The 21838-nt window shown below is 53.0% G+C and carries 17 protein-coding genes and 1 pseudogene; 7 read left to right on the top strand and 11 right to left on the bottom strand.

The window, feature by feature from the left end:
* Nucleotides 1-59: 59 nt before the first annotated feature.
* Nucleotides 60-1814: a biosynthetic-type acetolactate synthase large subunit gene (gene ilvB / locus HCX92_RS00490; protein ID WP_169292957.1), complete on the bottom strand. Its 1755-nt coding sequence runs from the start codon at nt 1812-1814 to the stop codon at nt 60-62.
* Nucleotides 1815-1945: 131 nt separating this feature from the next.
* Between ilvB and panB the strand changes: the two genes are divergently transcribed.
* Together panB and HCX92_RS00480 are read left to right on the top strand one after the other, a co-directional pair.
* Nucleotides 1946-2773: a 3-methyl-2-oxobutanoate hydroxymethyltransferase gene (gene panB, locus HCX92_RS00485; protein WP_169292956.1), complete on the top strand. Its 828-nt coding sequence runs from the start codon at nt 1946-1948 to the stop codon at nt 2771-2773.
* Entirely contained in the window at nt 2766-3296 is a 531-nt protein-coding gene (locus HCX92_RS00480; RefSeq protein WP_169292955.1) for an SET domain-containing protein, read from the top strand. The genes panB and HCX92_RS00480 overlap by 8 nt, the downstream gene beginning before the upstream one ends.
* 45 nt (nt 3297-3341) lie before the next feature.
* On the opposite strand, the pseudogene HCX92_RS00475 reads toward HCX92_RS00480, so the two are convergent.
* The 5 genes and pseudogenes from HCX92_RS00475 to HCX92_RS00455 all read right to left on the bottom strand — a co-directional run bounded on the left by HCX92_RS00475 (nt 3342) and on the right by HCX92_RS00455 (nt 9507).
* Nucleotides 3342-4796, bottom strand: a pseudogene (locus tag HCX92_RS00475) (deoxyribodipyrimidine photo-lyase).
* A gap of 42 nt (nt 4797-4838) precedes the next feature.
* Entirely contained in the window at nt 4839-5606 is a 768-nt protein-coding gene (locus HCX92_RS00470; protein WP_169292954.1) for an ABC transporter ATP-binding protein, read from the bottom strand.
* A complete protein-coding gene (locus HCX92_RS00465) occupies nt 5603-6379 on the bottom strand; it encodes an ABC transporter ATP-binding protein (RefSeq protein ID WP_169292953.1) in 777 nt (258 codons plus the stop codon). Before HCX92_RS00465 ends, HCX92_RS00470 begins: the two co-directional genes overlap by 4 nt.
* Nucleotides 6376-8289, bottom strand: a complete 1914-nt coding sequence (locus HCX92_RS00460) for an ABC transporter permease (protein ID WP_169292952.1) — start codon at nt 8287-8289, stop codon at nt 6376-6378. Before HCX92_RS00460 ends, HCX92_RS00465 begins: the two co-directional genes overlap by 4 nt.
* 6 nt (nt 8290-8295) lie before the next feature.
* Entirely contained in the window at nt 8296-9507 is a 1212-nt protein-coding gene (locus HCX92_RS00455) for an ABC transporter substrate-binding protein (RefSeq protein ID WP_169293017.1), read from the bottom strand.
* A gap of 234 nt (nt 9508-9741) precedes the next feature.
* On the opposite strand from HCX92_RS00455, the gene HCX92_RS00450 reads away from it, so the two are divergent.
* Nucleotides 9742-10518 carry a ferredoxin--NADP reductase gene (locus HCX92_RS00450; protein WP_169292951.1) on the top strand — a complete coding sequence of 259 codons (777 nt, stop codon included), beginning with the start codon at nt 9742-9744 and terminating at the stop codon, nt 10516-10518.
* 48 nt (nt 10519-10566) lie between these two features.
* Here HCX92_RS00450 and HCX92_RS00445 read toward each other — a convergent pair whose 3' ends face one another.
* A complete protein-coding gene (locus HCX92_RS00445; RefSeq protein WP_169292950.1) occupies nt 10567-12387 on the bottom strand; it encodes a UvrD-helicase domain-containing protein in 1821 nt (606 codons plus the stop codon).
* 163 nt (nt 12388-12550) lie between these two features.
* Between HCX92_RS00445 and HCX92_RS00440 the strand changes: the two genes are divergently transcribed.
* A complete protein-coding gene (locus HCX92_RS00440) occupies nt 12551-14728 on the top strand; it encodes a malate synthase G (protein ID WP_169292949.1) in 2178 nt (725 codons plus the stop codon).
* 56 nt (nt 14729-14784) lie between these two features.
* Here HCX92_RS00440 and HCX92_RS00435 read toward each other — a convergent pair whose 3' ends face one another.
* Complete coding sequence (locus HCX92_RS00435) at nt 14785-15036, bottom strand: hypothetical protein (RefSeq protein ID WP_169292948.1); 252 nt, start codon at nt 15034-15036, stop codon at nt 14785-14787.
* On the opposite strand from HCX92_RS00435, the gene HCX92_RS00430 reads away from it, so the two are divergent.
* Nucleotides 15035-15544, top strand: coding sequence for a PepSY-associated TM helix domain-containing protein (locus HCX92_RS00430; protein WP_169292947.1), 510 nt, complete (start codon nt 15035-15037; stop codon nt 15542-15544). The two genes, HCX92_RS00435 and HCX92_RS00430, sit on opposite strands and share 2 nt — an antisense overlap.
* A gap of 2 nt (nt 15545-15546) precedes the next feature.
* A complete protein-coding gene (locus HCX92_RS00425; RefSeq protein ID WP_169292946.1) occupies nt 15547-16329 on the top strand; it encodes a phosphodiester glycosidase family protein in 783 nt (260 codons plus the stop codon).
* Nucleotides 16330-16360: 31 nt separating this feature from the next.
* Here HCX92_RS00425 and HCX92_RS00420 read toward each other — a convergent pair whose 3' ends face one another.
* The 3 genes from HCX92_RS00420 to HCX92_RS00410 are packed head-to-tail and all read right to left on the bottom strand — an operon-like array spanning nt 16361 to nt 20280.
* Nucleotides 16361-17293 carry a pseudouridine synthase gene (locus HCX92_RS00420; RefSeq protein ID WP_169292945.1) on the bottom strand — a complete coding sequence of 311 codons (933 nt, stop codon included), beginning with the start codon at nt 17291-17293 and terminating at the stop codon, nt 16361-16363.
* A gap of 58 nt (nt 17294-17351) precedes the next feature.
* Nucleotides 17352-18737 (bottom strand): Re/Si-specific NAD(P)(+) transhydrogenase subunit beta, encoded by a 1386-nt coding sequence (gene pntB, locus HCX92_RS00415; protein WP_169292944.1) that lies wholly within the window; start codon nt 18735-18737, stop codon nt 17352-17354.
* Nucleotide 18738: 1 nt separating this feature from the next.
* A complete protein-coding gene (locus HCX92_RS00410) occupies nt 18739-20280 on the bottom strand; it encodes a Re/Si-specific NAD(P)(+) transhydrogenase subunit alpha (RefSeq protein ID WP_169292943.1) in 1542 nt (513 codons plus the stop codon).
* A 310-nt stretch (nt 20281-20590) separates the two neighbouring features.
* Here HCX92_RS00410 and HCX92_RS00405 point away from each other — a divergent pair, with 310 nt between their 5' ends.
* Nucleotides 20591-21814 carry an MFS transporter gene (locus HCX92_RS00405; RefSeq protein WP_169292942.1) on the top strand — a complete coding sequence of 408 codons (1224 nt, stop codon included), beginning with the start codon at nt 20591-20593 and terminating at the stop codon, nt 21812-21814.
* The last annotated feature ends 24 nt before the right edge of the window (nt 21815-21838 follow it).

Below are 21838 nucleotides of genomic sequence, written 5' to 3'. Positions count from 1 at the left end.
AATAATATAAAGAAGATGATTTATACTTTTTAATTATAAGTATATTCCTTTTGATTTTATTACTCTTCCACATACCAGTTATCTTCAGACAGCATAACCTGCTGGTGACCGTAACCGGCTGGCATCATGGGGAAACAGTTTTCCAGTGCCTGAACCCGCACATCCAGGAAATACGGGCCTTCGGAATCCAGGCACTCTTGCAGCACAGCTTCCAGCTCATTGGGGTCTGACACTGTGGCTGCCTCCCAGCCAAATGCCCGGGCCAGCGCCACAAAGTCGGGGATGGAATCATTGTAACTATGGCTGTATCGCCCGTCATGAATCAGTTCCTGCCACTGTCGTACCATGCCCATGTGCTGGTTATTGCACAAAATAACCTTGACCGGAGCCCGGTGCTGGGTGGCCGTGGCCAGCTCCTGGATATTCATCAGGACCGAGGCATCCCCACTGATACAGACCACCAGTGAATCGGGATTGCCGATTTGCGCACCAATGGCGGCCGGCACGCCATAACCCATGGTACCGGCACCACCCGAAGTCAGCCAGCGGTTGGGCTGGTTGAATTTCAGGTATTGGGCCGCCCACATCTGGTGCTGCCCCACGTCGGTACTGACAATGGCATCACGGTTTTCAATTAAGGCATTCACCGTACTGAGCAAGTATTGCGGCAAAATACAGGTCTCGGACGGCGTGAAGCCAAGACAGTCTTTTTCACGCCATTTGCCAATACGTGCCCACCAGTCATCCAGCAGGGTATTATCGCGTTCCAGTGCCTTGATTTCAGTAAACAGCCCTTTCAGCAAAGGATAACAGTCGCCCACCAGCGCCACATCGGCACGCACCACCTTGTCGATGGAAGCCGGGTCGATATCCAGGTGAATCTTGGTGGCATGCGGACAAAAATCAGACAGACGCCCGGTAATCCGGTCATCAAAACGCGCACCCACGCAAACAATCAGGTCGGCATGGTGCATGGCCAGGTTGGCCTCAAGCGTGCCATGCATGCCCAGCATGCCCAGGAACTGTTTGTCGGTACCCGGAAAAGCGCCCAATCCCATCAGGGTCAGGGTGCAGGGGGCCCCCAGATAATTCACCATATTGCTGAACACTTCACAGGCATCGGGACCGGAGTTGATCAGGCCGCCACCGCCATAAAATACCGGCCGCCGGGCATTCACGATTAAGGCCGCCGCCCGCTTGGTGGCCGCCTGCAATACAGATGGGGCGACCTGTGACACCGCGTTGAGCGGTACCTCACCATTCACATCGGCATCAGATGCCGGTACCGTGGCCATCTGAATATCCTTGGGAAAATCAATCAATACAGGACCGGGACGACCGGAGGCCGTCAGGTTATACGCTTTGGCCACCAAAGCGGTCACATCCTCAACACGCCTGATTTGCGCATTCCATTTGGTCACCGGGCGGGAAATGCCCACGGCATCGCATTCCTGGAACGCATCAGTACCAATCGCACCGGTCGCTACCTGGCCACTGATGCACAGCACCGGAATCGAATCACACATGGCATCGAGCAGGCCGGAAGTGGTATTGGCCATGCCGGGCCCGGAGGTTACCAGCACCACACCGGTTCGACCGGTGGAGCGGGCATAACCTTCGGCCGCATGCATGGCCGCCTGTTCGTGGCGAACCAGAACGTGACGAATGCGCGGTTCGGCATAGAGGGCATCATAAAGCGGCAGCACGGCACCGCCCGGATAGCCAAAAATCGTATCAACGCCGTTGGCAATCAACGTTTCCAGAAGAACCTGGGCGCCATTCATGGCGGTATTCTGTGTAGGCAGGGAAGTCATGGTGATTTATAAACAGATTAATGATTCTTCGATAATATCAATATTTTCTTCTTTCCTGTCTGAACTCACTCGCAATACACGTTAAACTATCCGCATTCTTCCTGCTGTTTTTACCTTCAAGGAATCCTGAAATGAGTGTTCACGCTGACATCAAACGCATCACAGTTCCTCAGCTGATGGCCTACAAGGGCCAGAAAAAAATTGTATCCCTGACCTCCTATATTGCACCCTTTGCCCGTATTATTGATGAATACGTAGATATGATCCTGATTGGCGATTCAACCGCCATGGTGGGCTACAACATGGATGACACGCTATCCATTACCACCGACCAGCTTTCTGCCCACGCCAAGGCGGTGGTCAGTTCCACCCAACGGGCCTGCATTGTGGTGGACATGCCGTTTGGCAGTTACCAGGAATCACCCGAACAGGCGTTTCGCAATGCCGCCAAAATGCTGTCGGCCAGTGGTGCCGATGCCGTGAAGTTTGAAGGCGGTGAATACCTGGCCGAGACCACCCGTTTCCTGGTTGACCGTGGCATTCCCGTACTGGCCCATATTGGCTTAATGCCGCAGTATGTCAACACCATGGGCGGCTTCAAGGCGCAAGGCTTAAGTGAAGAAGCCGCCAACCGCATCTTCAATGACGCGATTGCCCAGGAACAGGCCGGCGCATGGGGAATCGTGATTGAAGGCACTGCCGAACCGCTGGCCCGCCGCATTACGCAAAACGTCAAAATCCCCACCATTGGCATTGGCGCCTCGCCTGAATGTGATGGCCAGGTTCTGGTGGCCGAAGACATCTTCAATTTAAGCGGTTCACGTATTCCAAAATTTGCCCAGCAATTTTCGGACGTGCAGGCAACCATCCGCCAGGGTGTTGAAGCCTATGCCAACCAGGTCCGTGATGGCTCTTTCCCCACCCTGAACCACTGCTTCGGTGTACCCAAAAATGGCTAAACCGGAAAAACAGGTTAACGGTGCTCCATGGCATGAAGTACGCCAGTCCACACTGCATGGCAACGGGGTGTTTGCCCTGCGGGATATTCCCGCCGGTACCAAAATCATCGAATACACCGGCAAACGCATTACGCCCGAACAGGCCGATGCCATGTTTCCGGTCAATCCCGATGATCCGTTCCATACTTTTTTCTTTTCCTTAAGTTCAGGCAAAATCATTGATGGTGGCCAGCGTGGCAACGATGCACGCTGGATCAACCACAGCTGCGACCCCAACTGTGAAACCCAGGAAGGACGCCACGGAAAACGGGTGTATGTATTTGCCAAAAGGGATATCAAAGCCGGCGAAGAACTGTTTTACGATTATGGCCTGGTGATTGACGATAAACTGACCGCCAAACTGAAAAAGCAATACCAATGCCTGTGTGGTGCGGAAAACTGCCGCGGCACCATGCTGGCCCTGCCTGAAAAGAAAAAAGCCGCCAAAAAGGCAGCAGCAAGAGAGAAACCATCACCACCCTGAAAATGAAAATCTTAAAATTTCATTCTGAAAATATTTCTTTTTATTCTAAAAATCATCCTTTAGCACCCCGTATCGCAACAGGGTGCGTTCGCGTGCCCGGGCATGATCCACAATAGGTGGCAAGTACACGCCTGCCATCAGCCAGGGCTCATGAATGGCCTTATCAGGCACCTGCTTCAGCTCGGGCACATAACGCCGGATGAATTTACCTTCGGGATCAAATTTTCTTGACTGAGTCACCGGATTAAAGATGCGGAACCAGGGCTGGGCGTCACACCCGGTAGAGGCGGCCCATTGCCAGCCGCCGTTATTCGAGGCCAGGTCATAATCATTCAGTTTATCGGCAAAATATTTTTCACCTTCACGCCAGTCTATACCCAGGTCCTTGCACAAGAATGAAGCGGTGATCATGCGCAACCGGTTATGCATATAACCGGTCTGGTTCAGCTGACGCATGGCGGCATCCACAATCGGATAACCTGTTCTGCCTTCACACCAGGCCGCAAAATACCCGGGATTGCTATCCCACACGATGCGGTCGCAGGCGCGCTGGAAAGACCGGTTCACGACATGTGGAAAATGATACAGAATGGCCTGATAGAACTCTCGCCAGATCAGCTCGGACAGCCAGGTTGCCGCGCCGTCATTGTTGTGTTGCAGGGCAAAACGGGCCAGCTTGCGCACAGACACCGTACCAAAACGGATATGTACCGACAGGTACGACACCCCCTTGACCGCCGGAAAGTCACGCGCCTCTTTATAGCGCGCCATCCGGGTGGCGAAGTCTTCAAACAGGGTTTGCGCACCACTGCTGCCGGCTGGCATGGACAATGATGCCCAGGTACCGGACTCAAAACCCATCTGTTCCAATGAAGGAATACTTTCCCCCCGTGGTTTGCTGGCCAGCCGGGCGGCATATTTTTCAACCGGATAGGCTTTAAGCTGGAAATCATCGACTTTCTTCAGCCAGGCATTCTTGTAGGGGGTGAAAACACTGTATGGCTTGCCCGCCTGCGTCAACACCTCATGGGTTTCAAAAACCACCTGATCCTTGAAATCGGCAAACCCGATACCCATGACATCAAGGCTGGCCGCCACCCTTTAGTCACGCGCGATGGCCAACGGTTCATAATCGCGATTGGTGAATACTTTCTGCACGCCCAGCTGCCGGGCCAATTCGGGAATACAATCCCGGGCCGCCCCATACCTGACAATCAGGCCACTGCCCTGCCCGCCCGCACGCAATGACAGGGCATGCAAGCCGGCATCCAGGGCCAGAACGCTTTGATGAATAAATTCAACCCGGCGGTCTTTACGGCTGGGCAGGGCATTTAGAATATCGGTATCAAAAACAAACACACAATACACTTTTTGTGCGACCCGCAAAGCATAATAAAGCGCGGCATGATCCTCACAGCGCAAGTCACGGCGAAACCAGACCAGGGCCGCAGTGACAGGGGCGGGTTCGGCAAGCGCTTGTGTTGCATGGTTATTTGGCATTAATGTTTATCCCTTTGGTTACATACCATCCACGCTTCAAACTCAAACCGTCAGGTAAGCCCGTTTGACCGCTTCATTTTCCATCAGTGACTGGATGGAACCACTATATTTGATTTGTCCCTTTTCAAGCACATAGGCCCGATCCGACACCAGTTCAGCAAAGTGCAGGTTCTGCTCAGACAACAAAATACCAAGCCCTTTTTCTTTAAGGGCCAGTATCATGCGGGCCATTTGTTCCACCACCACCGGTGCCACCCCTTCCGAGGGCTCATCGAGCAGCACCATGAAAGGGTTGCCCATTAAGGTCCGGGCCACGCTCAGCATTTGCTGCTCGCCACCGCTCATCTTGCCACCAGGCCGGTCCAGCATCTTGCCCAGATTGGGAAACAGGGAAAACAGGGATTCACGGGTCCAGACAACGGCTTCACGGCCATCGGGCCAATACCGCACGGGCTGGCGCCCCACGTCCAGATTCTCGGTCACGCTCAGGTCGGAAAACACCCGCCGGTCTTCAGGCACATAACCCAGACCCAACCTGGCAATCCGGTAGGGTGGCCAGCGTGAAATATCCTGGCCCATGAAAATCACCTTGCCACTGGTGCGATCCAGCAGGCCCATGATGGATTTGAGTGTGGTTGATTTTCCCGCGCCATTACGGCCCATTAAGGCCACCACTTCACCGCGGCCCACCGTCAGATTCACATCAAACAGGATATGTGCCCCGCCATACCAGGCATTCAGGCCTGCAACCGTTAACAAATCTGTTTCACCCGCTGACGGCTTGGTTTTTTCCGGCAAGATGGCACTCATGTTGTCAACCCTTCTTTCAGTTTTTCCAATCCGATTCCCGAGCCCAGGTACACTTCCCTGACCTGCGGATGGTTGCGGATTTCATCGGGAGAGCCTTCGGCAATCAGCCAGCCGGCGGCCAGCACAATAATACGGTCGGCATAGGCAAACACCACATCCATACTATGTTCGGTAAACAGGACACCCATATTGCGCTGCCTGGCCAGTTTATGCGTCAGGGCCATCAATGCATTGCGTTCCTGGGGGGCCATGCCTGCCGTGGGCTCATCCATGAGTAATAAAACCGGATCATTGGCAAGGGCCATGGCCAGCTCCACCCGTTTCACATCACCATAGGCCAGTTCGCTGCAGGGCCGGTCGGCCTGGTCTTCCATACCCACCTGTGCCAACAAAGCCAAGGCCTGTTCCCGGTATTGTGCAGCGGCCGACCTGAAAAACGAAAACATTTTCCGGTGAAAAGACAGCAGGGTCATTTGCACGTTTTCAACCACGGTGAGCGAGGCAAAAGTGGCGGCAATCTGGAAAGTGCGACCCACGCCCAGCTGCCAGATATCACGTGCGTGCAGACCCAGGATGGGTTGACCGTTCAGCAGAACCGTTCCCTGATTGGCCCTGGCCTGACCACCAATCATGTTGAAAGTGGTTGACTTGCCTGCCCCGTTGGGGCCGATCAGGGCCAGCATTTCACCGGGCTCCAGGCTGAAACTCACCCCCCGGACCGCCATGAAATCGCCATAGGACTTATGAAGATCATTCACCTGCAACAAACTCATGGCTGTCCTTTGGGAGTCATGGCCTGACGGGCCTGAAAACGCCTGCCCAGCTGGGCAAAGAATCCGGCAATACCCTGAGGAAACAATAAAACCAGTACCAGAATAACCAGACCAAACAGGGCTTTCCAATAATCGGTCATACCCACTACGTAATCATGCAGCACGGTATAGGAAAATGCACCAACAATGGGCCCCAGCAAAGACTGCACGCCCCCCAGCAACACCATGACCAAACCGTCAACAGACTTGCTGATATGCAATTCTTCAGGAGAAACACTGCCTTTGGAATACACATACAGCACCCCTGCCAGACCGGCAAACAGACCGGCGATTACAAAGGCCAGCCATTGGGTATGTTTCACGTTAATGCCAATCGCATCACTGCGCAATACCGAGTCACGCCCGGCCCGCATGGCATAACCAAACGGCGAAAACAGCAGGCGACGCAATGCCAGCACACTGCCTGCCACAATGATAAGCGTAAAGTAGTAATAGGCTTGTGGACTGTTTAACCAATCAGGCGGCCAGATCCCGATCAGGCCATTGGAGCCACCCGTAAAACTGTCCCACTGAAACACGACCGACCATGTAATCTGGGCAAACGCCAGGGTCAGCATGGCCAGGTAAATACCGCTAAGCCGCACACAGAACCAGCCATATACCAAGGCACCCAGGGCCGCAAACAGGGGGGCGATGAACAGGGTCGCCACCAGAGGCAAACCCGCTTTTTGCATCAGCAAAGCGGCGGCATAGGCCCCCAGACCAAAATAAGCGGCATGGCCAAAGGTATGCATGCCCGCCGGCCCGGCAATAAAATGCAGGCTGGTGGCAAACAACACGGCAATCAGGGCATCCTGCGTCAGGATCATCAAATAGGGAAACCTGTCTTCCAGCAGGGGCACACCCGCTAATAAGAGCAAAGTCAGGCAAGCGGTTACCTGAAGGAAGCGCCCTGCCGGACGAATGGGTGCCTCGATGGGGGCCGAATTGCGGGAAGCGGCCTGCTCCCTGCCCAGCAAACCCCAAGGCCTGAACACCAGCACCAGCGCCATAATCAGGAACTCAACCACCATGGTCAGTTGGGAAAACTCAATCTGCAGGCCCGCCAGCTGTACTGTTCCCAGCCAGATACAAACGGCCTTCATTTCGGTAATCAGCAAAGCCGCCAGAAAAGCGCCGGTAATGGAGCCCATGCCCCCCACAACCACCACGGCAAAGGCATCGCCAATAATACGCATGTCCAGCCCCAGGCTGGCTGGCTCATTGGGCAGCTCCAGCGCACCGCCCAGACCCGCCAGAAAAGAACCCAGAGCAAACACACTGGTAAACAGCCATGCCTGGTTAACGCCCAGGGCTCCCAGCATTTCCTTATCCTGGGTTGCCGCGCGCACAAATGTGCCCCAGCGGGTACGGTTCAGCAGCCACCACAATAACAGCAATACCAGGGGGCCAATAATCATCAGGAAAATGTTATAGGTGGGAAACATGCGTCCCAACACGGGTATGGCGCCTTCCAGCCCCGGGGCCTGCATGCCCAGCAGGTCTTCAGGCCCCCATAACCAATGGGCCGCATCGCTGGCAATCAGCACCAGCGCAAAAGTGGCCAGCAACTGGAACAGTTCGGGGGCACGGTAGATGCGCCTGAGCAGAAAAACTTCAATGAGTACACCCAGTACGGCCACCAGCAGGCCGGCCGCCAGCAGCCCCCCCCAGAATCCCAGTGCTGTGCCACCCAGCCATGAGGTGAGCGAATAGGCAATATAAATGCCCAGCATATACAGGGAACCATGGGCGAAATTAATAATCCGGGTGACCCCGAAAATCAATGACAGCCCGGCAGCCACCATAAACAGGGATGAGGTTCCCGCCAGACCGTTCAGCAGCTGAACAATTAAACCCGAGACTTCCATTGTGACTTATTCGGCAGGACGCAGTTTTTTCACTTCCTCATCGGAAGGCTGTACATCTTTACCGTCCACATATTGGATATCTGTCATGATACCCTTGCCGTCCTTGACATCCAGCCTGCCCACATAAGCGCCCATGGTGGACTGGTTGTCAATGTCACGGTATTCAATTTCACCAAACGGAGTGGGCACTTTCAGTCCCTTGAAGGCTTCAATCAGGGCTTCGGTATCGGTGGAGCCTGCCGCTTTGATTCCTTCGGCCAGTGACATGATCATGGCATAGCCCACAATCGAACCGGCACGCGGATAGTCGTTGAACTTGTCCTGGTAAGCCTTCAGGAAGGCATTATGTTCGGGCGTGTCAATCGCATACCAGGGGTAACCAGTCACAAACCAGCCTTTGGGGGTGTCTTCACCCAAAGGGTCCAGATACTCGGGTTCACCCGTTAACAGGCTAACCACCGGCAGGTCGTCAAAAAACTGGCGGGTTTTGCCGGCCCGCACGAATTTGGTCAGATCGGTACTGAACAAGACGTTAAACAAGGCATCGGGCTTGGCATCGGCCAGGGCCTGCACCACGTTACCCGCGTCAATCTTGTTCAGGGTAACGGCCTGCTCGGCCACGAACTCCACATCGGGCTGTTGTTCTTTCAGCAATTTCTTGAATGACTCAATAGCCGATTGCCCGTATTCATAATTGGGATACACCAGGGCCCAGCGCTTTTTGTTCATCTTGACCGCTTCGGGAATCAGCATGGCCACTTTCATATAAGTGGAATCACGCAAACGGTAAGTATAGCGGTTGCCGTTTTCCCAAACAATTTTGTCCGTTAACGGCTCTCCAGCCAGGAAAAACACTTTTTTCTGTTTGGCAAAATCGGCCAGTGCCAGCCCGATATTGGACAGGAAACTGCCGGTTAATACATCAACCTTGTCACGCGTTAACAGTTGCTGGGCCTCGCGGATGGCATTGCCCTGATTGCCCGCATCATCACGAATCAGGACTTCCACTTTTTTGCCATTCAGACCACCCGCCTGGTTGATTTGCTCAACCGCCAGATCAATCCCTTTTTTATACGGCTCCAAAAAAGCCGGAATGGTTTTATAACTGTTAATTTCACCAATGCGGATCACATCTTGTGCGTATGTCGTTACGGACACCGACACGGCAAGCAGCGGAGCAACACCCCATTGCCAGATCTTTCTGGAAAATGCTTTCATAACCATATTTGTAGACTCCCTGCCACAAGCCATAGACAAGCTGTTTATAAACTTATTACTGAATAATTGGAAAACGCGGGAATTAACCCGAAAAAAAGGAAATTAATAGTAATTTACTGCTTTTTGATTAATTAAAAGAAGATAGTTTGATTATATTCAAGAAAATATTTTGCTTTCTTTTGTAGAATAACAAATTCTTTTTTATTTTTAATAACTCCAACAGGTCAATCGTTTATGGCTGCAGCTTTTCTTGAAGGCAAAGTATTAAGTGTCCACCACTGGACAGATCGCCTTTTCAGTTTTACTACTACCCGCGACCAGGCCCTTCGTTTCAGTAACGGCCATTTCACCATGATCGGCTTGCCGGTTAATGGCAAACCATTGCTACGCGCCTACAGTATTGCCAGCCCCAATTACGAAGAGCATCTCGAATTCCTTAGCATCAAGGTTCCCGACGGCCCGCTTACCTCGCGCCTGCAACATATCAAGGTTGGCGACAATATCATTATTGGCCGCAAGCCTACCGGAACCCTGCTCATCGATTATCTCTTGCCCGGCAAACGGCTCTATATGCTGTCAACGGGTACGGGTCTGGCACCGTTCCTGAGCATCATGCGCGACCCCGAGACCTATGAGCGTTTTGAAGAGGTCATTCTGGTGCATGGCGTACGTTTCGTTAACGAATTGTGTTATCGCGATTATTTCATCAATGAATTGCCCAAAAATGAATTCCTGGGTGAAATGGTCACCAATCAACTCAAATATTACCCCACGGTTACCCGCGAACCCTTTGAAAACCAGGGTCGCATTACCGATCTTATCGAAAACGGCAAACTGTTCACCGACCTGAATGTCCCTGAACTCAACCCCGAAGAAGATCGCGTCATGATCTGTGGCAGCCCTGGCCTGCTGCGCGACCTGAAACCCATTCTGGAAAAACGCGGTTTTAACGAGGGCAGCACCTCCAAACCGGGCGCTTATGTGGTTGAACGCGCTTTCGTTGACCAATAAACACCCTTATCAAGCACATATTGCCCCATCAATCGCTGTTGAACTTAGCTAACCCGCTAACAGAAACAGCGATTTTTTTGTCCGGGTAATGGCCACGTAAAAACGGTTGCGTTCTATCGCATCATCACTGCCCCGGGTACTGAATCCTGCCAGGCTTGCGTTATACACCAGCACTTCATCAAATTCACGTCCCTTGGCTTCACTCACGGTATAAAAGCGGATCCCGCCCCGGGTTTTCCAGCTGGCCAAAAGCCGATCATACAGGGCAGGCCATTGCTCAAGACTTGCCTGCCGGTCAGCCAAAAATTGCAACAGACCCAGCCACGAAGACCAGGCGGTCTGTTCCAGCACCCGATGCTGAGCAGTCCCCAGACTGAACACCCCTGACATGCGTGCAAAGGTTTCCAGTTCTGCCACCAGTCCGGCTTTTGTGCTTTTATGATCAAGCCACCATTGCAGGGCGACTTTCATCTCATCGGTAAAGGCTTCTCCTTTGACCGAGCCACCCCGCAAATGCAGATCCAGATACATGCGCAAACTGCCTGGTGTTGCCTTATGGGCAATTTCATGCTTGGCCTGTTCGTCCAGCAGGCAATGCGGCAAGCTTAAAAACTGCAGCACGGCCTCGTCCATTTTTTTTACCATGGGGGCAAACCGGGGAAAGCGTACCGAATACAAGTAAAGCAGCATGCTGACGGCAAACGTATTCACCAACGGATAAGCCAGGGCCGGGCCGCTATCGCCACTATTGAACAGATCAAAAGCCGCACGAACCTTATCTGCCCCATTGCGGCAAACCACCGCCAAATGCGGCAAACGGGCCGGTTTGAGATGGGGCAGCAAATCGGCCATCGTACCCTTTACGGCCGTAATGCCGGTTTTATGTTTGGCCATTGACTGCAATTGCCGGCCCGTCAGCTTGCCAGCCAATTCAGCCAGGGCATTGCCAAAACGGTAAGTGTGCAAGGAATGGATGGTACGGGCCGAATAGTGCTGCACATAGGTATCAAACACCGCATCGGTATCGGTACCCCGCCAGGCAAAAATATTCTGCATCCGGTCACCAACCGCCATAATACGTGCCTGCGGACTTAATACCTTAAACAGGAAGGCCAGCTGCAAAGGGGTCGTGTCATGAAACTCATCAATAAACACAAAACGGTACCCGCCCATAAAGCGCTCATCCAGGGTTTCTGACTCGAGCCGCTCCAGCAGGTCAAACACCGCCTCGGATATCAGCCGGAACCCAAACAACCCGGCTCTTTGGGCAGGCGCCACATAAGGATCCAGCAAAAGGCTTTCCGTACCTGCCTCGGGCCCGGGCCAATGGGCACGGTACGAGTCATACGCATAAAAAACGCGGCGCACAAAACGGTAATCAAAATTTAGCTTGCCTTCGCAGATGAACTCACAATCTTCAGCCGACTCGGCCTCCCAGGCCCTGGAGGCACGAAAAAAATCCATGTCGGCCATCAGCGCATTCATGTGTTCTTCATTAATCTGCGGTGCCGTGAATTCCCAGTCAAAACCTTCTTCACAGGCTTCTTCCACCAGTTGTGGCAACAATTCCCGCACGACAGCGGTACGTTCCAGCACATAACGTTCATCCCCCAGGCGACGCAACAGCTGATGCGCCAGACCGTCAATCGTACTGATGGTCAGATTCGGTTGCTCGGCCGAAACCAGCCCCCGTTTTTGCATATAGCCACTTAATACATCACGCCCGGCACGGCTGAATGTCATTAGCAAAGTCGGTGCACCAGGCACGCAATGCCGGGCCTCTTCCGCAATCAGGGTGGATTTCCCGCTACCGGCCACGCCCTCGACCAGCAAGGCCTTTTCAGGATAATGATTGAACAGGTTTTGCATGAACCAATGCTTCCATTTATAAACTCAAAATAAATATCGCTTTTTACTAAAAGTAAAAACTGTGTTTACCCCAGGCACCTTGAGGCTTAGTGTGCATCGCGTCATAATAGCATCATCATTCTTCAAATATACGCAAAAAAAATTTCCATGACAGGAGCACGACATGACTGAAAGAACCCAATGCCACCGTTTGCAGGTAGCCACCGTACTGAAAGACTTCATCGATACCCGCGCCCTGCCGGGTACCGGTGTCGATCCTGCCGCTTTCTGGCAAGGGTTCGACCAGCTTATCCATGACCTGGCCCCTGAAAACAAGGCATTGCTGGCCGAGCGTGACCGCATCCAGGCCGAAATGGACAACTGGTACCGCGCCAACCCGGGCCCCATCCAAAACATGCCTGCCTATAAGGATTTCCTGAAAAAAATCGGCTACCTGAAAGACGTACCGACCGACTTCAAGGTCAGTACCGCCAACATTGATTACGCCATTTCCGACCAGGGTGGCCCGCAACTGGTAGTACCCATTACCAATGCGCGTTATGCCCTGAATGCCGCCAATGCGCGCTGGGGCAGCCTGTACGATGCCCTGTATGGTACCGATGCCATCAGCGAAGACGATGGCGCAACCAGCACCGGAGGCTATAACCCTGTGCGCGGTGAAAAAGTCATTGCCTATGGCCGCGAATTCCTTGACCAAAGCATTCCGCTGGCCCAGGGCTCACACAAAGATGTCAGCCAATACAGCGTCAATCAGGGCGGGTTTTGTGCCACCCTCACAGACGGCAGCCAAACCACGCTGGCCGATCCCGCCTGCTTCCTGGGTTACCGTGGCAATCCCAACACCCCTGAAGCACTTGTGATTCGCCACAATGGCCTGCATTTTGAAATCCAGATCGACCGCAACCACCCCATTGGCAAACAGGACCTGGCCGGTGTCAAAGACCTGTTACTCGAATCCGCTCTCAGTACGATCATGGACTGTGAAGACTCGATCGCCGCTGTCGATGCCGAAGACAAAGTCCTGGCCTACAGTAACTGGCTGGGCCTGATGAACGGTACCCTGAGTGATACCTTCGTCAAAAACGGCAAGACCATGACCCGTACCCTGAACCCCGATCGCCAGTACACCACCAAAACCGGTGAAACAGCAACCCTGCAGGGCCGCTCGCTCATGTTTATCCGTAACGTCGGTCACTTAATGAGCAATCCGGCCATCCTTGACGAAAACGGCAATGAGGTCCCTGAAGGCATCATGGACGCCGTCATTACCAGCCTGATCGCCATTCATGACCTGAAACGTGAAGGCAGCGAACGCAACTCACATACCGGCTCCATCTATATTGTCAAACCCAAAATGCATGGCCCCGACGAAGTTGCCTTTGCCACCCAACTGTTCAGTCGCACCGAACAACTGCTGGGCCTGGCCCCCAATACCCTGAAAATGGGCGTCATGGATGAAGAGCGTCGTACCAGCGTCAACCTGAAAGCCTGCGTATTTGAAGCCAAAGAGCGCATCGCCTTCATTAACACCGGTTTTCTTGACCGCACCGGTGACGAAATCCACACGTCCATGGAAGCCGGCCCGGTCATCCGCAAGGCCGATATCAAGCAAACCGCCTGGATTGATGCCTACGAACGCAATAACGTACAAACCGGCCTGGCCTGCGGCCTGGTGGGCAAGGCACAAATCGGTAAGGGCATGTGGGCCATGCCAGACCTGATGGCTGCCATGATTGAGCAGAAAATCGGCCATTTGAAAGCCGGTGCCAATACCGCCTGGGTGCCTTCACCTACCGCGGCAACCCTGCATGCCCTGCATTACCATCAGGTTAATGTGAAGGAAGTCCAGAAAAGCCTGGAAGGTGACACCAGCGATTACCTTGACCGCATCCTGACCATCCCCGTGGCAGAAAACACCAACTGGAGCGAAGAAGAGAAACAGCAGGAGCTGGACAACAATGCCCAGGGTATCCTGGGTTATGTGGTGCGCTGGGTGGATCAGGGTATTGGCTGCTCCAAAGTGCCCGATATCCACGACATCGGTCTAATGGAAGACCGGGCCACCCTGCGCATTTCCAGCCAGCACATTGCCAACTGGCTGCGCCATGGCATTGTCAGTGAAGAGCAGGTTCGCAAAACCCTGGAACGCATGGCTGCCGTAGTTGACAAGCAAAATGAAGGCGATCCGGCTTACCGCCCCATGGTTGGCAATTTTGATACCTCTCCCGCCTTCCAGGCCGCCAGTGACCTGATCTTCAAGGGCCTGACTCAGCCTAATGGCTATACCGAGCCGCTATTGCATCACTGGCGTCAGGTTGCCAAGGCACAATATCGTTCATAAGCCGCTTATTCATAAACCCCATGCACCTTCCCCCAAGGCATGGGGTTTAACCATGATTAAGCAGTAAAGTCAATTTCATTTTCAACGGAATTAACAGAATTTAAGCGAAAAACCCTTAAAATAAAAGCTATTGCTTGCCTTACCTTTTTAAATGGTAGTAAACTCAAGCACATAGGATCATCAAAATCACACAAGGCTGAAAGGTTGCAGGGCCCCATCTGCCGTTTTTTCCGCATGGGATTCCCTACCAGACACACCACGTCACCCAAGATCAGGACGATGGAAAAAGTCAATTCAGAAACTGACATGCAAACCCCGAACACCTCCTATTCAGGGCAGAAGGAATACGCTGCTCACGGCATGCGCTATCGCTGGTATTTTTATCTGGCCCTGCTCCTCATTCCGGTCATCACCATTCTGGCTTGCAACGCGATTACCAATTTCTACAATACTCATATCGACTCCTGGGCCTACCATGACCGGTTTTATGTTCAAGAACAAAACCAGGACCCCATACCGTCACAAATCCTTTACGAGGAAGCCCGTAAATACCTTCCTGCCAATGCCATTCTGGTTAGCGCAAAAATTGATCAGTCCCCCGATAGCAGTGCCCAGTTCAAGTTCAAGGTAAACGGACTATATAACCAGAGCATTTTCCTGAACCCTTATACCGGTGAGGTACTGGGCGTCCTCGATGGCCAGCACGCCAATACCCGGTTCTGGGTGGGCACCGTTGCTTACTGGCTGGTCCTGTTACTGACATGCTGGCTGGCATTATGGTGCGCGCTCAGGATTGAACGTCACCGATCCTCCTGAGCATGCTTCATTTTCTCCTGCTTCGTCTCTTGCCGGTACTGGGTCTTCTGCTGTCCCCCCTGGTACATGCCCAAGAACAGGTCAGTCCATGCATACAATATGAAACAACAGATCAGAACCGGGTTCATATTGCCAAAATCGACCTTCACTGCCCCGGCATTCAAATCATTGGCACCCCCATCAAACAAGCCTATCAAACCACATCCAACTTTGCTTTCCCCAATCAAACAACCGTCGCCATCAACGGTGCTTTCTTTGATGAAAACAACAAGCCACAAGGTTTGAATGTCAGCAATGGCATCCTCTGGCCGGGCAGCTACGATACCCCCCACCACGCTTTTCTGGCCTGTACCATTAACAATCGCTGTTTCATCGAGGCCCCCAACCGAAAAACGGCTTATAACCCCGCCTGGCATACGGTTATCTCAGGCTGGCAAACCCTTAAAAATGGCCGTTATATCTGCCCGAATGGCAGCTCGAAAATATGTCATTCAAACGCCCGTGGCCAACATCCCCGCACAGCCCTGGGCCTTAGCAACAATAAGCGCTACCTATACCTGGTCGTGGTGGAAGGCCGCCAGGCCAATTTCAAGGGATATACCCTGAACCAGCTGGCACGCCTGTTTAAAAAAATGAATGTGAACAATGCCCTGAACCTGGATGGCGGCGGCAGCAGCACCATGATTATCAATCGCACCCGCGTCAATGAACTGCCCTCGCGCCAGTTCTTTCTGGAACGCAATGTCGCCAATCACCTTGGCATTATCGATACCACGCCGCATTAACATCACGTGTCATGCACCAAGCTGCAACGGATTAACGCGACAAGGTTTCGGTCATATCAGACAGCATTTCCAACGTTCTGCGGCTTTCAAAAAACCGCGCCTGACCGGTCACCGGATCGGTAAAACCAATTGAACGGGCCAATAGTTGCAGAGGTCTGTCAAAGTGGTCCTCTTCACGGGCAGGCAATAAAGCCGGATAGAACTCATCATTGCAAATCGGTATGCCCAGACCATTCATATGCACCCGCAGCTGGTGCTTTTTACCGGTCAGCGGTTCCAGCAAATAATGGCCCCATTTCCCGTTATGCGCCAACAGGCTGATGCGGGTACGACTGTTGGGCGCCTCGGCCACTTCTTCCATGGTGAAATACTGCGCACTTTTACGGATATGGCTCTCGCGTATCAGGGGGAATTCCAGACTGGTCTTGAAGGGAGCGATGGCCTCATAGGTTTTGTACACATCACGTGTCTGGAACAAGGTCTGGTAGGCACCCCGATGGCGTTTATTGGCACAGAAAAGCAGCAAACCCGCCGTATCCCGGTCAAGACGGTGAATCGGGCTCAACTCAAAGTTATTGAGCTGTTTGCGTAAACGGATCAGGGCGGTTTCCTGCAAATAACGCCCCCCCGGGATACTGGCCAGAAAATGGGGTTTGTCAGCCACCACCAGACATTCATCCTGGTACAGCACCGATATCTCAAAAGGGACATTCACTTCGGCCGGTACCTCGCGGTAATACCACAACCAGCTGTCCGCGATAAAAGGACTGTCCAGCCGCATGGGTACACCGGTGGCATCCACCATATCTCCACGAGCCAGCCGCTCACGCAGTATGTCCGGAGACATATGCGGAAATTTCACCAGCAGAAAACTGAACAAATCGGGCCATTGCTGCTCCCGTGGCAAATACAGGCGGCTGGGTACAATACCATCGCGAACGGGCAAGGGAAAAGATTGAGACATGAAAACAGAAACAGGGCTAAACCGTAAAAAAACGATTATAGCCCTGTGGATGCCTACATTACAAAGCGCGTAATATGGACTCTACTGTTCCTTTCGCATCACCAAAACACATAAAGCTGTTGTCTTTGAAGAACAGCGGATTTTGCACACCGGCATAACCCGTGCTCATGGAGCGTTTGAACACGATAACCTGTTGTGCTTTCCAGACCTCAAGAACCGGCATGCCGGCAATCGGGCTGGTCGGGTCTTCGCTGGCGGCCGGATTCACGGTATCGTTGGCACCAATGACCAGCACCACATCGGTATCGGCAAAGTCCTCGTTGATTTCATCCATTTCAAGCACGATATCGTAAGGCACCTTGGCTTCGGCCAAGAGCACGTTCATATGACCGGGCAAGCGGCCCGCCACCGGATGGATACCAAAGCGCACGTTAATCCCTTTATTGCGCAAGTGCTGGGTAATTTCAGCCACCGGATACTGGGCCTGGGCCACGGCCATGCCATAGCCGGGAGTAATAATGACCGAACTGGCATTCTTCAGGATTTCGGCCACTTCCTCGGGTACCATTTCACGATATTCACCCATTTCCTCATCACTGCCACTGGCAACGGCATCATTGCCAAAACCCCCGGCAATCACCGAAATGAAAGACCGGTTCATGGCCTTGCACATGATGTAAGAAAGAATCGCCCCCGATGAACCCACCAGGGCCCCCGTCACGATCAACAGGTCATTGGACAGCATGAAACCCGCCGCGGCCGCCGCCCAGCCCGAATAGGAGTTGAGCATGGACACCACGACCGGCATATCGGCGCCCCCGATGGAAGCCACCAAATGCCAGCCAAATGCCAGGGCAATGAGGGTCATGAGAATGAGCGCAAAGGTTGAACCGCCAGAAGCAATAAATTGCCACATCAGCAGGAATGACACCAGCAATGCCAGCGCATTAAGCTTGTGACGATGTGGCAGCATTAAGGCCTTGGAACTGATGGAACCGCGCAGTTTGCCAAAAGCGACGATGGAGCCTGTAAAGGTTACCGCACCAATGAACACGCCCAGGAAAACTTCACCCAGGTGAATGTTCTGCATGGCGCCTGACAAAGTGCCATGGCTGTCGGCCGTGATATAGCTGTTGTAGCCTACAAAAACCGCCGCCAGACCCACAAAGCAGTGCAACATGGCAATCAGCTCGGGCATTTGCGTCATTTCCACTTTTTGTGCCAGACGCATGCCGATGGCACCACCAATGATCATGGCAATGATAATCCAGACCAGGCCTTCCACATTCTGGCTGAAAATGGTGGCCAGCAGGGCAATCGCCATGCCGGCAATCCCGAATGTATTGCCATTGCGGGCGGTTTCCTGTTTTGACAAGCCCGCCAGACTGGCAATGAACAACAATGCGGCAATAATATATGCCGCCATAACCAAACCTTGAGACATATTATTCACCCTTGTCTTTTCTGAACATTTTCAGCATGCGCTGCGTAACCAGGAAGCCCCCTGCAATATTGATGCTGGCAATCAGAATGGCAATAAATGCCAGCACACTGACCAACCCGTTGCCATGCCCGATTTGCAGCAAGGCACCCACCACAATAATGCCGGAAATCGCATTGGTGACCGACATAAGCGGGGTATGCAGGGAATGGGTCACGTTCCAGACCACGTAGTAACCCACTACGCAAGCCAGCACAAAAACCGTAAAGTGAGACAGGAACTCGGGGGGCGACCAGGCACCGGCCATGCCAAACAGCACGAGCAGTACGGCCAATACCCCCAACTTGAAGCGGACCGATTTCGGCTCGGTTTTTTTAACCGCGGCAACCGGCTTGGCAGCGGCGGCAGGCGCTGCCGACACACTGATGGGCGGGGGCGGGAAAGTAACGGCACCCTGGGTAATCACGCTCATATTGCGCAACACCACATCTTCCTGATTGATATCAATCTGGCCGTCTTTATCCTTGCACAGCAATTTGCTTAAATTCACCAGATTGGTGGCATACAGCTGCGAAGACTGGGCCGGCAAACGACCGGGCAAATCGGTGTACCCCACGATTTTGACGCCATTATCGGTCATGAAGACTTCACCGGCACGGGTATATTCGCAGTTGCCACCGGCGGCAGCGGCCATATCCACAATAACCGAGCCCGGTTTCATGCTGTCCACCATATCACGGGTAATCAGCTTGGGGGCCGGTTTACCCGGAATAAGGGCAGTGGTAATAATGATATCCACTTCCTTGGCCTGTTCGGCAAACAGGGCCATTTCGGCACGGATGAACTCTTCGGACATGGTCTTGGCATAACCGTCTGACGACGAACCGTTTTCATCACCAAAATCCAGTTTCAGGAATTGGCCACCCATGGATTCAATCTGCTCGGCCACTTCAAGACGGGTATCAAAAGCCCGTACAATGGCCCCTAAAGAACCTGCCGTGCCAATGGCGGCCAGGCCAGCTACACCGGCACCTATCACCAGCACCTTGGCAGGCGGCACCTTGCCGGCGGCCGTGATCTGGCCGGTAAAGAAACGGCCGAACTCGTGAGCCGCTTCAATAACGGCACGATAACCGCCAATATTGGCCATGGACGACAGCGCATCCAGCGACTGGGCCCGCGAAATGCGCGGTACCATGTCCATGGCCAGCACGTTGATCTGCTTGCCAGCCAGCTTTTGCACCAGCTCGGGATTCTGGGCCGGCCAGATAAAACTCACCAGCGTACTGCCTTCCCTGAGCAAGGCAATTTCTTCATCAGTAGGAGCATTAACCTTGTAAACCAGGTCTGATTGCCATACTTCCTGTCGTGTGCCTGTTTGTGCTCCTGCATTGATATAAGCCTGATCATCAAAACTGGCCAACTGGCCTGCCGAATGTTCAATCATGATATCAAAGCCCAGTTTTTGCAGCTGTTCAACCGTTGCTGGCGTTGCCGCCACCCTGGTCTCTGCCTGCAAACTTTCTTTGGGTATACCTATACGCACAACTTACCTCCCTATAGCTTTTAAATAAAAAAACGGTCTCAATCAATAATTTATGTTTATTTTTGTTATTGATTTTTTTCTAACGTAACATACTAACGTTTAATCATATATAGATTTTCCAACCTGACTGTTTAATAATCTGCTCATGCATTAATATAGACAAAAAAATACAGCTCACTTTATTCAAGCTGCTATACTCCTTACCGAAATACGCAATACCAACGCAAATGCCCGGTACAAAAATCACCACTTTCCATCTTTCAGCCAGACTCACTATCGTTGTACCAATATCTTAGCTGTTTTCCCATTCATGACACCCACCCACACTAAAAAACATCAACGTGACCTCATCTGGTTTCCAGTGGCACTGGTTCTGTTTGAATTTGCGGTTTATATTGGCAACGACCTGGTGCAGCCAGCCATGCTCACCATTACGCATGAATTCAAGGTGGATGACAGCTGGGTTGCCTCTTCAATGTCGCTGTACATTCTGGGTGGTGCCCTCCTCATGTGGCTGATCGGCCCCCTGTCTGACCGGTATGGACGGCGGCGGGTCATGCTGGCTGGCACACTGTATTACGCCATTACCAATATCCTGATCCTGTTCACGGTCAATATTGAAAGCTTCATGTTCATGCGACTGCTGCAGGGTGTGTCGCACTGCTTCATCGGAGCGGTAGGGTATGTCAGTATCCAGGAAGCCTTTCGGGAAAGCACCGCCATTAAAGTCATGGCTTTGATGGCCAATGTTGCGCTTATTGCTCCCCTGCTGGGCCCGCTGGCCGGTGCCGCCCTCATCAGTTATGCGTCCTGGCACTGGGGGTTCATCCTGATTGCCGGCATTTGCTGCCTGAGCCTGATTGGCCTGTTTCGCCACATGCCCGAAACCGTTGACCTGCATGCCCCCAAAGAGCCCATCCGCAGCGTCCTGGCCCACTACAAAACCATTCTGCGCAACCGGACGTTCATGCAGTTGGCCCTGTTCAGTCCGATTATCGGACTACCCATGCTGATCTGGATCGGACTGTCTCCGGTTTTTCTGGTCAAAGACCTTGGCCTGGATAACCTGGGCTATGCCAAATCCCAGATTCCCATTTTTGCCTGCCTGATCCTGGGTAACCTGACCCTGGCCCGCCTGTCCGGGAAAGTTCCACTTGGTCAAACCGTCTACTATGCACTGCCACTGGTTTTTCTGGGTGGACTCAGCCTGTTGCTGGCCGGTCTGCTGCCCGCCTTTACCCTGGCCGGGCTGATTGTGGGCATGAGCCTGCTGTCCTTTGCCCAAGGCTTGAGTTTTGCCGTCCTGTACCGCCTGACCCTGCTTTCCTCAACGGCTCCCAAAGGCGTGGTGGCCGGTGCCATGAGCCTGATCATGATGTTCATGTCCGCCCTCAGTATTGAAACCTTCAAATGGCTTTATGTCAGCACCCATTTGCCCTGGCTCTGCATCGCCTGCGCGGCTCTGGCTGGCATCTATGCCTGGCTGACCTTTCCGGTCATGCGCCTGGCCATGCAAAAAAACGATCCGGCCTAACCCTTATCCCTGCGCCAGACCATG

The organism is Advenella sp. EE-W14 (assembly GCF_012923605.1).
GTDB classification, from domain to species: Bacteria; Pseudomonadota; Gammaproteobacteria; order Burkholderiales; family Burkholderiaceae_B; genus Advenella; species Advenella alkanexedens.
This window is presented reverse-complemented; position numbering and strand designations above follow the sequence as displayed.

Bases quoted from the DNA above. Each gene is read 5' to 3' on its own strand.
- HCX92_RS00440 (WP_169292949.1), top strand. From the start codon at position 12,551: ATGACTGAAAGAACCCAATGCCACCGTTTGCAGGTAGCCACCGTACTG.
- HCX92_RS00425 (WP_169292946.1), top strand. From the start codon at position 15,547: ATGCTTCATTTTCTCCTGCTTCGTCTCTTGCCGGTACTGGGTCTTCTG.
- panB (WP_169292956.1), top strand. From the start codon at position 1,946: ATGAGTGTTCACGCTGACATCAAACGCATCACAGTTCCTCAGCTGATG.
- pntB (WP_169292944.1), bottom strand. From the start codon at position 18,737: ATGTCTCAAGGTTTGGTTATGGCGGCATATATTATTGCCGCATTGTTG.
- HCX92_RS00405 (WP_169292942.1), top strand. From the start codon at position 20,591: ATGACACCCACCCACACTAAAAAACATCAACGTGACCTCATCTGGTTT.
- HCX92_RS00470 (WP_169292954.1), bottom strand. From the start codon at position 5,606: ATGAGTGCCATCTTGCCGGAAAAAACCAAGCCGTCAGCGGGTGAAACA.
- HCX92_RS00460 (WP_169292952.1), bottom strand. From the start codon at position 8,289: ATGGAAGTCTCGGGTTTAATTGTTCAGCTGCTGAACGGTCTGGCGGGA.
- HCX92_RS00430 (WP_169292947.1), top strand. From the start codon at position 15,035: ATGCAAACCCCGAACACCTCCTATTCAGGGCAGAAGGAATACGCTGCT.
- HCX92_RS00445 (WP_169292950.1), bottom strand. From the start codon at position 12,387: ATGCAAAACCTGTTCAATCATTATCCTGAAAAGGCCTTGCTGGTCGAG.
- HCX92_RS00450 (WP_169292951.1), top strand. From the start codon at position 9,742: ATGGCTGCAGCTTTTCTTGAAGGCAAAGTATTAAGTGTCCACCACTGG.
- HCX92_RS00420 (WP_169292945.1), bottom strand. From the start codon at position 17,293: ATGTCTCAATCTTTTCCCTTGCCCGTTCGCGATGGTATTGTACCCAGC.
- HCX92_RS00455 (WP_169293017.1), bottom strand. From the start codon at position 9,507: ATGAAAGCATTTTCCAGAAAGATCTGGCAATGGGGTGTTGCTCCGCTG.
- HCX92_RS00465 (WP_169292953.1), bottom strand. From the start codon at position 6,379: ATGAGTTTGTTGCAGGTGAATGATCTTCATAAGTCCTATGGCGATTTC.
- HCX92_RS00435 (WP_169292948.1), bottom strand. From the start codon at position 15,036: ATGTCAGTTTCTGAATTGACTTTTTCCATCGTCCTGATCTTGGGTGAC.
- HCX92_RS00480 (WP_169292955.1), top strand. From the start codon at position 2,766: ATGGCTAAACCGGAAAAACAGGTTAACGGTGCTCCATGGCATGAAGTA.
- ilvB (WP_169292957.1), bottom strand. From the start codon at position 1,814: ATGACTTCCCTGCCTACACAGAATACCGCCATGAATGGCGCCCAGGTT.